General features: G+C 37.9%; 10 protein-coding genes. 3 read left to right on the plus strand and 7 right to left on the minus strand.

What is annotated here, in order from left to right; genetic code table 11:
* Positions 1–135: 135 nt before the first annotated feature.
* Entirely contained in the window at positions 136–3,441 is a 3,306-nt protein-coding gene (locus K5G00_RS07480) for a response regulator (RefSeq protein ID WP_238765514.1), read from the plus strand.
* A 302-nt stretch (positions 3,442–3,743) separates the two neighbouring features.
* On the opposite strand, the gene K5G00_RS07485 is transcribed toward K5G00_RS07480, so the two are convergent.
* Complete coding sequence (locus K5G00_RS07485) at positions 3,744–3,965, minus strand: hypothetical protein (protein ID WP_238765515.1); 222 nt, start codon at positions 3,963–3,965, stop codon at positions 3,744–3,746.
* A 710-nt stretch (positions 3,966–4,675) separates the two neighbouring features.
* Here K5G00_RS07485 and K5G00_RS07490 point away from each other — a divergent pair.
* Both K5G00_RS07490 and K5G00_RS07495 read left to right on the plus strand, forming a co-directional pair.
* On the plus strand, positions 4,676–5,509 hold the full coding sequence (locus K5G00_RS07490) for a DNA adenine methylase (RefSeq protein WP_238765516.1): 834 nt from the start codon (positions 4,676–4,678) through the stop codon (positions 5,507–5,509).
* A gap of 324 nt (positions 5,510–5,833) precedes the next feature.
* Positions 5,834–6,238, plus strand: coding sequence for a hypothetical protein (locus tag K5G00_RS07495; protein ID WP_238765517.1), 405 nt, complete (start codon positions 5,834–5,836; stop codon positions 6,236–6,238).
* A 75-nt stretch (positions 6,239–6,313) separates the two neighbouring features.
* Here K5G00_RS07495 and K5G00_RS07500 read toward each other — a convergent pair whose 3' ends face one another.
* The 6 genes from K5G00_RS07500 to K5G00_RS07525 all read right to left on the minus strand — a co-directional run bounded on the left by K5G00_RS07500 (position 6,314) and on the right by K5G00_RS07525 (position 15,139).
* Positions 6,314–7,801, minus strand: coding sequence for a sulfatase (locus K5G00_RS07500; protein ID WP_238765518.1), 1,488 nt, complete (start codon positions 7,799–7,801; stop codon positions 6,314–6,316).
* Between the two features lie 34 nt (positions 7,802–7,835).
* Complete coding sequence (locus tag K5G00_RS07505; protein ID WP_238765519.1) at positions 7,836–9,239, minus strand: sulfatase family protein; 1,404 nt, start codon at positions 9,237–9,239, stop codon at positions 7,836–7,838.
* A 62-nt stretch (positions 9,240–9,301) separates the two neighbouring features.
* Positions 9,302–10,639, minus strand: coding sequence for a sulfatase family protein (locus K5G00_RS07510; RefSeq protein WP_238765520.1), 1,338 nt, complete (start codon positions 10,637–10,639; stop codon positions 9,302–9,304).
* A gap of 5 nt (positions 10,640–10,644) precedes the next feature.
* Positions 10,645–12,012, minus strand: coding sequence for a sulfatase family protein (locus K5G00_RS07515; protein ID WP_238765521.1), 1,368 nt, complete (start codon positions 12,010–12,012; stop codon positions 10,645–10,647).
* A 26-nt stretch (positions 12,013–12,038) separates the two neighbouring features.
* Entirely contained in the window at positions 12,039–13,469 is a 1,431-nt protein-coding gene (locus K5G00_RS07520; protein ID WP_238765522.1) for a sulfatase-like hydrolase/transferase, read from the minus strand.
* A 74-nt stretch (positions 13,470–13,543) separates the two neighbouring features.
* Positions 13,544–15,139 carry a RagB/SusD family nutrient uptake outer membrane protein gene (locus tag K5G00_RS07525; protein ID WP_238765523.1) on the minus strand — a complete coding sequence of 532 codons (1,596 nt, stop codon included), beginning with the start codon at positions 15,137–15,139 and terminating at the stop codon, positions 13,544–13,546.
* Between the last annotated feature and the right edge of the window lie 8 nt (positions 15,140–15,147).

The following is a 15,147-nucleotide window of genomic DNA, read 5'->3' on the forward strand; positions in this document are numbered from 1 at the left end:
GTATAAATCAATCTTTTTTTAGGATTTAGTGCACCCATTAAGTTCTATAAGCCAGTAGATTAGTTTTATAAAGCCAAAGCTGTCCTGAAAAATCAGGATAGCTTTCCCCTTTATTAACTAAAAAATAGGTTACAAATGAAAAAAATATTAGCCATCGACGATCAAAAAGTCAATTTAACAGACTTAAAAATCAAAATAAAATTTATTTCTCCAGACATAGAATTTTTAGGTGCAACATGTCCTAAAAAAGGTTTGGAATTGGCTCTAACAGAAAAACCGGATATCATTATTCTCGATATTATGATGCCGGGTATTGATGGTTACGAGGTGTGTAGTCAGTTGAAAAGTAACGAACTAACCGAAAGCATACCTGTGATATTTTTAACTGTTTTGGACAACAACAGGGAAAACAGAATTAAAGCCATTGAAGTTGGTGGTGATGCATTCCTTTCCAAACCAGTTGATGATATTGAACTTAGAGTTCAAATAAATGCTATGTTGAAAATAAGCGAGAGTTGCATAAAAAGACAAGAAGAGAAACTCAAACTTGAAAAGCTGGTTGAAAAACGAACATATGAGTTAAAAAGAGAACTGGAGAAACGGAGAGAAACAGAAATCCGTCTTCGTGAAAACGAAAAAAAATATCGTGAACTTGTCGAAAGTTCCCCCGATATTATTTACATTATTTCCAGTAAAGAAGGCGTAACATTTGGAGCCAAACGTGTGACAGAAATCCTTGGTATTCAGCAAGAAGATTTTAAAAAAAATCCATTCCTCTGGTTGAAACTTGTCCATCCGGATGACCAGGATATGGTTAAGAAAATTACCGATACAAATTTTAAAGAAACAAGTTTTGATATTGAATATAGAATTAAAGACGCAAAGAATAACTGGCATTGGTTTAGGGATCGTTCCATAAGCAGACATATTCAAAACGACGAAGTAATAGTTCAGGGAATTGCAACTGATATTACAAAACGAAAATTGGCTGAGCAAAAATTAAAAGAAAACGAAAAAGAGCGTCAAAGAATAACAGACAATATTCCAGGTGTTGTATATCAATTAAAAAAATACACAACCGGAGAAGTCAATTTTACGTTTCTGGGATCAAAATCAATAAGTGATATTGAACTTACCGAAGAAGAAGTAAAAAACAATCCAAACTTATTTTATAAATCTGTCCACCCTGAAGACTTAGAGAAACTAATAAAAATAAGAGAAGAGTCAATAAAGAACAATGAACCCTTCCAAATCGATGTAAGGTTTATAAAATCAGACGATAGCATTGTTTGGCTGCGGGTAAGATCAATACCCGAAACACTTGACGATGGTACAGTTTCGATAACCGGAATCGCAATGAACATTAGCGAGAATAAACATGCAGAAGAAAAAATAAGGGAAAGTGAGGAGAAATATCGTTTGCTTATAACTCAAATGGCACAAGGCCTGGCGGTACATGAAGGTATTTTTGATGAAAAGGGTAAGATGACAGATTACAGGTTTGTCGATTTTAATAATAGTTTTGAAACACAAACCGGTCTAAAGAGAAACGAAACTATAGGAAAATCTCTTTTTGAAATATTTCCGAATTTTGAATCCTATTGGATAGAAAATTACGAAAAAGTACTTCAAACCGGAAACGCATTACATTTTGAAAACTATGCGGCCGAATTAGGGAAGTATTTTGAAGTGATCGCTTATAAAATACGCGAAAATCAGTTTGCTACAGTAGTTACTGATGTAACTGAGAAAAAAAGAGATTTTAAAGAATTGTGTTTGCACAATCAAAGGCAGGAAGTCTTGCTCAAAATATTCAGATATAATTCGAACCACACCCGGGAACTCTTAAATTATGCGCTAAAAGAAGCCATTCATTTGACAGAAAGCAAACATGGAATATTATTCTTATACAACGAAAATAGTAAACAGATTACTATTGGAAGCTGTTCAAAACAATTTACAAATAACAAACAAGTTCCCGATGTTGTCTATGAGCTCGAACAAATAGGTATTTGGGGAGAAGCAGCAAAAAAACGCAGCCCAATAACATTAAACAATACTAAATTAAGAAAAGATACTTTCAAATGTGTTTCAAAGTGTAACTACGCACCTAAAAACCTGCTTGCAATACCTGTTATTGTAAAAGACGACATAAAAGCCATAATTGGAGTATCAGACAAAGCAGAAGGCTACAACGAAAAAGATATTAAACAAATTTCGCTTTTAATTGAAGCGGCTTGGACTGTTATAGAAAGAAGCAGGCACATCGAAGAACTTAGAAGGGCAAAGGAAAGGGCGGAGGAAAGCGACAGGTTAAAATCAGCATTTTTGGCAAATATGAGCCACGAAATACGAACACCTATGAATGGAATTATGGGGTTTGCTGAGTTACTAAAAAATTCGCAGTTAACTGAAGAAGAACAACAAAGTTACCTGTCCATTATTGAAAAAAGTGGCGAAAGAATGCTAAATACAATCAACGATTTGATTGACATATCAAGAATAGAGTCTAATCTTGTCGAAGTAAATTTTTCTGAGTTTAATATTAATGAGCAAATGATTTATTTGTATCATTTCTTCAAGCTGGAAACAAAAAACAAAGGATTGCAACTAAATTACAAGACCACTTTACTCGACGGAAGAGCACTGATTATCTCAGATAAAGATAAGGTTAACGCAATTTTAATGAATCTGATAAAAAACTCAATAAAATACACCAATCAGGGTGAAATAGAATTTGGATATTCGGTAAAAGACAATTTTCTGGAATTTTATGTAAATGACACAGGAGTTGGAGTACAAAAAGACAGGCAGGAAGCTATATTCGAGCGTTTTGTTCAAGCCGATGTTAGTATTTCCAGACCTTATGAAGGCGTTGGGTTGGGGCTATCAATTGCAAAAGCATACGTCGAAATGCTACATGGAACCATCGGAATTGAATCGGAAGAAGGTAAAGGCTCACATTTCTATTTTAGAATCCCTTATAAAACTAATACTATTCACTTTTTTGATAACAGTTCTTCCAATTTTACAAGTGCTGTCGATTCAGAGAACGTTTTAAAAGAGATGACGATCCTCGTTGCGGAAGACGATGAAACAGGCAGAATGTATATGGAGCAGATGTTAGACGGGAAATGCAAAAAAGTAATTTTTGCGAAAAATGGAACAGAGGCCGTTGAATGTTACGAAAATAACCATGACGTTGATTTGGTATTAATGGATATGAAAATGCCTGAAATGGATGGTTATACGGCAACAAAAAAAATAAAGGGAATAAATGGAGAAGTACTGATTATAGGACAGTCGGCATTTGCATTACCCGGGGACAGAGAAAAATCGATAGCTGCTGGTTGTGACGATTATCTTACTAAGCCTTTAGATAAAAACAAATTGTTCCAAACAGTATATAAACACTTTAAAAACTCTGTTGAAATTCACTAAAGAGAGTAAAATATAATCTTTGTCAACTCAAATTATTAAAAGGGCTCAAAATAAGATTTAATCTAAATCGAGTATTATGGATGGTCCACATAAAAAAAAATCCCGGTTTTTCACCGGGATTTTACTTGTCCTTTAAGCGTCGAACTTTTTGTTCGATGGAATGAAAATCCACACAAATTTATCTCTACTAATATTTAAAACTGCAAATCTTGGGCTGATTATGCAGGTTGAAAAATCTGAATTTTCATTTCAAAAATGCTGAGCTTTGGGTTTTGCTCAACGTAAATCTACCGATACTAAAACTAACTAATTAAAGCAATATCTTTTTCTCTTCGTTGTAAACAAGCATTATGATAAATCAAAATTTTATCAATTTCTTTATCGTCACATTGAAAAGCGAATTTAAATTTCTCTTCACTTTTCAAATTCCGATACTTATTTAGCGGACAACTTTCATCCTCTTCGTCCATCGGACAGGAAATCAGAAGTCCAAAAAGCCATGTACATTTATTCAATGAACTCATAATGTGCTTTATTGAGTTAATAGTACAAAGTTAATCAATAGTACTACTGAGTGAGAAATTATATTGCTGATTTTAAGGGGGTAAAATGCCGATTTTTATTCAATAAAATGGAAATAACTTTCAAAGAAGAATTGATAAAAAGGAGAAAAAAAAGGCTAGTTCAATAACCAGCCTTTTCTCAATCAACCTAAACCTAAACTAAACCAAAAACCAAACTATCTAATTAGTGAGTAACTTTGAAATAAACTCTTGCTAATAAAACAGCGTTCTAAAAAAAAAGTTTAAAAATTAGAATATTTTTTATTTTTTAGAAAAACTTATAATTTTTGGGTTTTAAATTCACATCAGAACTCGTGTTTGACTGATTTATTTTTGCGTAAAGAATTTGGCATAAGATCCTCTGTTTGCCGCTGCTGAGCCGCTATTTTTTTCTTTTGAGAAATCTGTTGGATCCCAATTTTATCTTATCTTTTCTTTAAAAGCAAGCAATGTTTATGTCTTCTATTTTCTAAAAATTCTATTTTACTACCTGTGTTTACAAAACAACGTGCTTAACTTCTGAATAGAATTCGGATATAATTTGTTGATTATGTATTAGTAGGATGGTGATTGTCATGTGATAGTTGTTTATAATTGAATGATAAAAACAGAAAAAACTGAATCGACTTCGACTTAATATTTTATTATTTTGTTGGGACAAAGGAACAGATATGCAAAAAAATAAACTAATAACACCCTTTTTAAAATGGGTTGGGGGGAAACGACAGATTATCCCAACTATTAGTAAATTAATACCCAAGAATCTACCAAACTACTACGAACCATTCATTGGAGGAGGAGCGCTTTTGTTCCATTTGCAACCTTCAAAAGCAGTGATTAACGATTGTAATACAGAATTAATTACTGTTTATGAAGTTATTCGCGATAACGTGGAAGAGCTCATTGAAGATTTAAAAAAACACAAAAACGAGGAGTCTTATTTTTATAAAATTAGAGCGATAGACAGAACGGATGAGTATAAAGATCTTTCAAAAATCAAAAAAGCTTCAAGAGTTATTTTTTTAAATAAAACCTGCTACAATGGATTGTACAGAGTAAACAGTTCTGGTGAATTTAACTCACCTTTCGGGAAATATAAAAACCCAAAAATTGTTAATGAAATAACCTTGAGGGCTGTTAGTAAGTATCTGAATTCAAATGATATAAATATCTTTAATCAAGATTTTGAAGAGGTTTTAATAAATATAAAAGAAGGATCATTTGTTTATTTTGACCCGCCGTATGACCCTATATCAAAAAGCTCAAATTTTACAGGATACAGCCACAACGGATTTAATGAAGAAGAACAAATCAGATTGAGGAACCTTTGTGATAAGATAAACCACCAGGGAATAAGTTTTCTTTTGTCTAATTCTGCTACTCCATTCATATTGGAACTATACAAAGACTATGATATAACTTTTGTTAAGGCAAATCGCTCTATAAATTCTGTAGCAAACAGAAGGGGTGAGATTGATGAAGTCTTAATCAGGAATTATAACTAAGTCAAAAATCGATATAGCTTGTTAACCGAAAAGTAAACACAACGGCTTTTTTGGGAATAGACGCTAAATATATCAATTCCGGGAAGTTTACAAAAGGTGATGCTAAATGGCTGCCTTGACTCTTTTTGAAACGGATTGGATGTTTTTGGTCCTCTGGATGAGAAGTTGCCAGAGGAATTCCTTCGGTTTTTTGAAATGCATCTTTTCAACTTTTCTTTTCGAGACAATTCTAAATTCCGTCGATAAAAAATCCTTGTTTTTCGATTTCATTTTAGGAAGAAACATTTTGAACGTAGTTTTGAATCAAACAAAAATTTAAAAATTATGAAAACAATAGTAAAACAAATCGCAGCAGGAACATTTATCGCACTTTTTATATTGATTGGAAATGTAAAATCGGAAGCCGCAAAGACAAAAGGCAAAACTCATAAAGCTGTTGAAATAACCCTTCAATTAGAACAATGGATGACAGATGAAAACATTTGGAACACAATTGCGCTTAACACGACAGAATTTGGTCGGGAAACAGAAGCAGAACTGGAGCTTGAAAACTGGATGACAAATGGCAGCTCGTGGAATTTAAATAGCAGTTTTGCAGAAGAGATGGAAGCGGAGCTGGCTATTGAAAGCTGGATGATGAGTGATGAAAGCTGGGAAGCAAATAAAATTGAAACCAAACCTGAATTGTTTATTGAGCCATGGATGATTGACGAAAATATTTGGAAATAGTTTGGGAGAGTAGAAACAAAAATGGTCAGTTTGGTTAAATAAAAAAGGCTGTAAAAAATACAGCCCTTTTTTATTTTAGTTGCTAAAGTTTGTACGTAAAATTTCAGCTAATTTTTTTCTGATATTCTGATAATCTGGACTGTCTGCCAAATTTTTAAATTCTTTTGGATCTTTTTCATAGTCATAAAGTTCAGCCCCTAATCTTCCTTCGTCCCACTCGGTATAACGGTACCGTTTTACGCGAACCGAACGGCCAAAAATTGTTGGATTCTGGGAATCAACACGGGGATTAAAACTGTATTTTGATCCTCCTTCGCGAGGCCTCGGATTAACGGTTCTTGCTTGCAATGTAAATGCCGGGTAATCCCACTTCGTATCAGGATCTTTCAACAGTGGTACAAGGCTATGTCCCGCGAGATCACTCGGAGCATCAAAGCCTGATATATCTGCCAAAGTTGGATAAATGTCAACCATTTGTACAATGGCATCTGTAGCCGTTCCTTTAGGCATTCCGGGAACCGAAATGAGCAATGGCTGTTTTGATGACTTTTCAAACAGAGTTTGTTTTTGCCACTGGCCGTGTTCTCCCAGGTTGTAACCATGGTCGCTCCAGAAAACGATGATTGTATTATCCAGTAATCCAAATTCTTCCAGTCCATCCAGTAATTTACCGATTTGCGCATCAACAAACGATATACATGCATAGTAGGCCTGAACGGCTTTTTTCTGCTGTTCTTCTGTGGCTCCGCCATTTAAAGGCAACGTCCAGGCTGCAGCATGGGGTTTATTGTCCCAGTCGTTTTTAGGGTTTTCACGCAGCTTAATTTTTTCCAGCGGATATAAATCAAAATATTTTTGGGGAGCCATGTAAGGGATATGTGGACGGTAGAAACCTACTGCCATAAAGAAAGGTTGAGGGTTTACACGTCCCTGCATATATCCGCCGTAGGCGCTGGCGGTAGCATTTCCTGTGCGCTCACGCAAAATGCTTATTGCTACATTGGCTGAAATAGCATCTGTTAATTCACCGTCATTACAGTCCATGGCAAGATAGGTGCCCAGCATCGGGGCATCAGCTACTAATTTATACTCATCCGTTTTATCTTTTCCTATGGGGTTGTAGGTTGTCGTCCACGACGCAGGATCATCGTGCCCCGGCTGTCCGATACCGCTTGGCACTCCCTGATGAAATATTTTTCCTATTCGACATGTATAATATCCATTGTTTTTGAACATCTGGGCTATGGTTACAGCATCGGGCAGTGCGTCACGAAAAGTTGGGTAGAGGTCATAAACTCCGGTTTTATCCGGAAGATAACCCGTCATTAAAGAAGCGCGGCTTGGTGCACACAACGGTGCCTGGTTGTAGGCATTGTTGAAGACAACTCCCCTTTCAGCCAGCTTGTCAAAATTGGGTGTGTAAACATCCGGGTTTCCAAAGGCATTTAAATCACTGCTCATGTCATCGGAAGCGATGAACAGAACGTTCATTTTCTCTTGCTGTGCAACTGATGTAAAACTCACACCAAGCAAAACAATTAATGAGATTATAATTTTTTTCATTGTTTATGTTTTAGTTCAATAACTCGATGATTTTCTATTTTTCCAGCTGATTCTCAACCGCAACTACTGTTTTGAGATGTTCTGCCAGAACCTGCTTGATTTCTTTAATAATTTCCGGATGTTTTTCCGCAATGTTGTATTTTTCTGAAGGATCAACATTCAAATTATATAAAAGTGGCGGATCCTGAACTGTTTTCTCATTACTCCCGTATTCCGGTTGTGTAATAAAGTGCACTTTGTAGGCACCCTTTCTAACCGCAAAAACTTCTGTACCGCGATAATAAAATACTACATCCCTTTTACTTTTCCCGGTTCCGGAAAGAACAGGGGAAATGTCGTAACCGTCATATACTCTGTCTGAGGGAAGTTGAACATTGGCCAGTTTTGCAAATGTGGGGAGAAGGTCCATTGTTGTGCCAAGCTCAGCAACAACACCAGGTCGTATTTTTCCCGGGCTCCAAAAAATGGTTGGTTCACGCATTCCGCCTTCATATGTGCCTCCTTTACCGCCACTGAGCAAGCCTGCGCTTCCTCCCTGTTCGCGAAAAACCAGCCAGGGCCCATTATCCGATGTAAATACAACAATCGTATTTTCATCCAATCCGGTTTCCTTTAAGGCATTTGCTATTTGGCCAACACTCCAGTCGAGTTCCTGAATTACATCTCCGTAGATTCCGCGCAAACTAACGTTTTCAAAATCCTTTGAACGAAAAAGAGGAATGTGGGGCATAGAATGTGCCAGGTAAATAAAAAAAGGTTTTTCTTTATTTTGCCGGATAAATTTAACTGCTTCCTGAGTGTAGCGTTTGGTGATTGTTGTTTGGTCGGCAGGCCTTTCCACAATTTTATTGTTTCGCATCAGCGGCACATTAAAATAATCGATTTGAGGATTGGTGTTAATTTCCATGTAATTACCTTCTTTTACACGATCCATGTCATTACTGTAAGGTATTCCAAAATAAAAATCGAACCCGTGAGAAGTTGGTAAATATTGTGAATGGTGGCCAAGATGCCATTTACCAATACATGCGGTGGCATAACCAGCCTTTTTTAACGCTGAGGCGATGGTTATTTCGTTTTCCGGCAGACCTCCGTTGGAGTCCGGGAACAATACCCGGCGTTTTCCGCTGCACATCCCCGAGCGGATGGGTAATCTTCCTGTCATCAGCCCCGCCCGGGATGGAGTACAAACCGGCGCGGCTACGTAAAAGTTGGTCCATTTTTGTCCTTCGTATGCCAAACGATCCAAATTGGGTGTTTTAATCGTTGGGTGCCCAAAAGTTCCCATGTCTCCGTAACCCATATCGTCGGCAAAGATGATTACAAAATTCGGAGTTGGAGTACTTCCCTTTTCAACCGCAAAAGTGGTTTGATTTGAAAATATCCCGGTCGTAAAAGCGAGGATTAGAATTGTCAGTTTTATGTGTAAACGTCTCATTGTTGTTATTTAAAATTTTTATTCATCTGAAGTTGACCGAAAATGCATCCTGAAAGTTTATTTTAGTTGGTTTGTTGCTTATACGTGTCCATTTCGGTTTCCCATTGTTTTAATAAAGCCTTTAGTTCATCTGCTTTTTCGGCGTTTGAACCCATCAAATTGTCTTTCTCGCCCAGGTCGTTTTTTAAATTGAAGAGGTATTCGTCTTCCTTGATCTTTAAATATTTCCATTCCCCTTTCCGAACAGCGCACTGCCCCCGGTACCTCCAGAATACAGGGCGTTCTTCCGGGTTTTTATTGTTGAACATCAGGTTTGAAAAATCAATTCCGTCAAGGTTGTCTTCCGGTGTGGTTCCAATAATTTTTAGGAATGTGGGTAAAATATCCATACTCAAAATTGTGGCATCAGTGGTTTGGCCGGCATCAATTTTTTTGGGATACCAGGCAATCGCCGGAACACGATGTCCTCCTTCCCATAAGGAGGTTTTGAGACCATTCAGGCTTCCATTGCTTCCCATGTTTGTTGCGCCATTATCGGAACAGAAAAATACGAGCGTATTATTTTGAAGATTTAGTTGGTTTAGCTTTTCAAAAATGCGCCCGATATTTTCATCCATAATTTCAATCATTTCTTTATAAGCCTGCTTTTTATCCGGTCTGGAACCATGAGCCTCAAACTCCGCTCCCGGCAAACGATCAGCTTTGTCGTTCCGGCCCTGGTAAGGATAGTGCGGAGCTTCATGCGGTAAATACAAAAAGAAAGGTTTATCCTGATTGCTTTCAATAAATTCCAGGGCATGGTTTGAAATGAGGTCGGTAACATAACCTTTTTCATAAGATGTATCTGCATTCAACCACCAGTCGTGCAGCCCAATTCCGTCGCGGTGCGAAATATAGTCTACGTTGCCGCTCACATAACCGTAAAACTGATCAAAACCGTGATGCACCGGATTAAATTCAGGTTTATATCCGAGGTGCCATTTCCCAAAAGCTCCGGTAGTGTAACCGGCATCCTTCATATATTCAGCGATGGTTTTTTCATTTTGTGAAATACCATACATTCTTCTGCCAAGCTGTGCATAGATTACTCCTTCCAGTCCGGCCCGTTGTTGGTAATTTCCCGTCATTAATGCGGCCCGTGTTGGTGAACAAACTGCACCATTTGAATGGTAATCGCTAAATCTTAATCCTTCTGAAGCCATCTTATCCAACACCGGTGTTTGGATGGTTTCATTTCCGAAGCAACTTATATCGCCATAACCCAAATCATCCGCCATGATTAGAATAATATTCGGCGATTTTGATGATGGATTGGAACAGGAAAAGAGCAACAGTAAGAAAAAAACACAAACACTTTTTGCCGGTGAAAAATTGACTGATTTGAAGAATTTAAATTTCATTGGTTTTATTTTTTTTGTTTTTGCCAGGGAATGTTACCTGATTCGCGAATGTGCTGAGACAAATTATATCTTAATTCGTTAAACTTTTCAGTGTTTTCATTCAATGTTGATTTTTCAGCCGGATCATTCCCAAGATTAAATAACTCCAGTGGCTCAAAAGGAGTGTTTTGTAATAATTTAAATGGACCCTGACGTATTGCGTAATAACACATTCCAGCATATTTCCCGCCTTCGCGTCGCATAAAATATACATTCCGGCTGTTTGTATCCTGTTCTTCGCCATTTATACTTTTGAATAAACTAATCCCGTCAATTTTAGTATCAACTGTTGCTCCTGCTATTTCACACAGAGTAGGGAAGATGTCCATTGTTAGTCCGAGATTGTAACTCTCCGATTTCGATTGAATTTTCCCTTGCCAAACAAAACAGGTTGGCACTTTAATTCCTCCTTCATACATGTCCTGTTTTCCGCCACGGAGACTTCCGTTTGATGCGCCGCTGGGCAGATGTCCTCCGTTATCGGAAGAAAAAATAATCAGCGTATTTTCACTCAAATCCAATTCATCAAGCGTATTTAATACTCTTCCAATTCCGTCATCCAAATGTTCCACAAAAGCCACATTTTTCGCTCTTTTTTCGGAGAGTTGCGGCTCGCGCTTCTTCACTTTTTCAAACCAGTCCTCTGGCGGTTGAATGGGAAAGTGTGGCGCGTTGTATGCGAGATAAAGAAAAAAAGGAGAATCGTTTTCCTTTTGATTCTTTAAATAATCGATTGCCCAATTTGAAAAAACATCTGTTGCGTGACCTTCAGGATCAACCACCTGGCTGTTTAAACGCATATAATTATTTCCATGTCTCAGATGAGTCCAGTAATCATCCATCATATCGCCCAAAAATCCATGAAAAAAGTCGAAACCTCTCTCGTTTGGAGTATTTGGCGACTCCAGACCCAAATGCCATTTTCCGACAATTGCGGTTTTGTATCCTGCCTTTTTAAGCATTTCGGGCAAGGTTGGAACATCTTCTCTTAAATATCCCCAACTGTTGTCTTCGTGTGTCCGGATTACTCCCGGAACTCCAACCATGTCGGGGTAGCAACCTGTAATTAAACTTGCCCGTGTTGGCGAACAAACCGTACAGTTGGCATAAAAATTTTTGAAATGCATTCCTTTTTTAAAAAGTTTGTCGATGTTTGGCGTGTAAATATCTTCGCCGCCTTGTACCGACAAATCGCCATATCCAAGGTCATCAACAAGAATTACAATGATATTGGGTTTTGCATTGCCCCGTGTTAAATCAGCACATTTCCCCTGAAATGAAAGAACAAAAATAATTAAAACGGCAAATATTTTTTTTGGAAAGACAGCATTCATAAGTATAGAATATTAAGTGTTTAAAATTAATTCCCTGCAAACCAGTCTCCTCCTTCCTGTACCATTTCCGTCCGGAGCAGAAGCATTTCCCTTTTTAACTCTTTCACCACTTCCGGGTATTTTTCTGCAAGATTATTTTCCTGCTCCACATCGTCTTTTAAATTGTACAATTCGAATTGAGTCGGAACCAGGTTTTTCAGATATTCCATGTGATTCTTTTCAAAACTCCAGGGACGGATATTTGCCAGTTCACTCTCATTTAATGTTTCCGCAAGCGGAATTAATTTCTGATAACCCAGTAAACACCAGTCTCCTTTTCGAATCATACAAATCGGATCGTGAAAATAACGGTAAAAGAAAATGGGCTCCTCTCTTTCCACATTATCTTTTTCGCCAAAAAATACAGGTGAAATATCAATTCCATCATATTTTCGATCCGTTGGTAGCGGAATATCAGTTATTGATGCAATGGTAGGTAAAATATCGGTAAAACTGCCGTTAAACTGACTAATTTTCCCTTTTGGAACATGGGGAGGCCAGGAAACAATAAATGGTTCGCGCAGCCCGCCTTCGTAATTAAAACATTTTTCTCCGCGTAAGGGGTCATTTGAATGATCCCAGCGGGAACCGTTATCAGAGGAGAACATTATAATTGTATTTTCGATGAGATTGTTCTCTTTGAGATAATCCATTAAACGTCCAACAGCAATATCCATATTTTCGATGGCTCCGTAATATTCCGCGTTGTACTTGTGTTTTTTTGTCAACTCTTCGGGAGCTGCTACTTTTAAATGTGGTTCATTAAACCAAACATCAATATAAAATGGAGTTGTATTGCCGTTGTTTTTATCAAGCCACTGAAGCGCTTCGTTTACTACCAACTGGCAGGCATATCCCTCCAGTTTTCCAACGGGTTCTCCGTTTCGGTAATAGTTTTCCGGATTGTGGTGAGACGGGACCGCATTGTTGTATGCATAAAAACTGTAGTCAAATCCCTGATTATTGGGTAAAGGTTGATCGGTTCCCTGTGATGTCAGATGCCATTTCCCAAAGTGGCCTGTTTTATAATTTTTCTTTTTCAGAAGCTCGGCTATTGTAATTTCCCGCGCTCTCATATGCATAGGTGAATTTTCCGGAACCCAGTTGAAAATCCCCACACGTGTAGCATTTCGTCCGGTCATTAATGCTGACCGTGACGGGCTGCAAACAGCTGCTCCGCAATAAAAATCGGTAAAGCGTATTCCCTGTTCAGCAAGTTTGTCAATATTTGGTGTTTGCGACGTGGGCGGAAATGTTTCAGACTGACCGGAATTAAAATTTCGGTAACAGCTTAAATCGTTGTATCCAAGGTCGTCAGCCAGAATGAGTATTACATTTGGAGTTTTCGGACGATTCCCAAAAACGGAGAAAACACAAACGAAAACAAAGATTTGGATTAGAAAAGTAAATTTCTTCATTATAGTTGAAAAGTTAAAAGAAAGGATCCAGTACAACAATTCCTGAATCCTTTTTATTTTAGTTCGTTAGAATTTTACCACCCTGGGTTTTGTTCCAGGTTTTCGTTCAATGAAAGTTCATTATTTGGAATGGGCAACAAATTAAAATGTTCTTTGTAACCATCCGGAAATTTGGTTTCAACCAACCCGCCAGTGTGATCCCTTATTTCAATTGGATATACTCCGTTAAGGAACCCGTCCATTTTATGCCAGCGTTTAATATCCATCCAATACAGACCTTCCAGGGCAAATTCAATTCTTCTTTCGTGTCTTAATTTTGCCCGGGCCTCCTCGCGAGATATACCCGTAGGTACGGGTGTCATTTTAACATCATCTCGCTCTGTTCTTATTCTGTTAATTAAGGCAATTGCTTCATCTACATTACCTCCGGATTCAATGAGCGCTTCGGCTTTCGATAATATAACGTCGGCATATCGGATAACGATGTTATTTAAATCTGATTGATCGGTAGGGGCCAAATCTGCTTCATTATCTTCCCTGTATTTGCGGGTGCTGAGATGTTTTATCCTGTTTCCGGGATGGTTGTATGCTCCCCCCGGATAGAGATAATTTGGGAAACGGTAACCAAGATAATACGAACCCGGAACTACACAAGTAGCTGCAAGCCTTGGATCCCAGCCTTCATATGGATTATCCAAATCAATTTCCGATTCAAAATATTTACCGGGAGTGCCATCAATTCTTTCGTAGGCATTTACCAAATCTTCAGTTGGTGTGTACCTTGTCCCCCTCGTCCAACTGCCTGTTCCCGTTCCGGTAAACTGGTCGAGTCGCGTTCCCTGAGAATTTTCACCCCTCATATATTGAATATCAAAAATTACCTCTTCGTTGTTTTCGTTTTCCAACTGAAATATACCTTCGTAGCTTGGAAATAACGAATATTTTCCAAGCGCCATAATTTGGTCTGCAAGGCTTATAACTTCGCTAAATTTGTTTTGATACAAAAGTGCTCTCATTTTCATTGCCATTGCTGCTCCCTTGGTTGCTCTGCCAACCTGCGGCGCATCAACGTCAAGGTTGGCAATTGCAAAGTCGTAGTCTGAAATTGCCTGGTTCCAGGTTTCTTCAGCAGTATTTCTGCTAATTGTTCGTGCATCTTCTGTTGAAATTGCGTCTAAAACAATAGGGACTCCTCCGTATGATTCTACAAGTGTTGCATAAGCTACTCCTCTCAGAAATCTGGCTTCTGCTTCATACATTGACTTAACACTTGCATCCAGTTCAACATCTTCCAGTGCCTTAATTAAGTAATTCGCCCTGAAAATAATTGCATACCCTCTTGTCCAACGGAAATTTACAATTTGTTCGTCGGTTGCAGAAAGTTGCCCGTTGCCAATTTTTGTGATGGATAAATTTCCCCAGTTCCATCCGTTTGGTGTCGCCCCGTCCAACACGCCAAAGGCGAAGAACCCTTCGTTATACAGCGTGTTTTCGCAAATTTGTCCGTAAAGTCCGTTGAGGAGTAAATCCATATCGTCCTCATTTACAGGGAAATTAGCGGAAGTGATTTTATCTTCCGGAAAGAAATCCAGAAACTTTTCGACACATCCGCCGGAAGTTAAAATCAGTAATGATAGTAAACTATAAGTTATAATATTTTTTAGTTTCATTTTCATGA

The sequence above is a fragment of the Maribellus maritimus genome, assembly GCF_022267315.1.
Taxonomy (GTDB): Bacteria; Bacteroidota; Bacteroidia; order Bacteroidales; family Prolixibacteraceae; genus Draconibacterium; species Draconibacterium maritimum.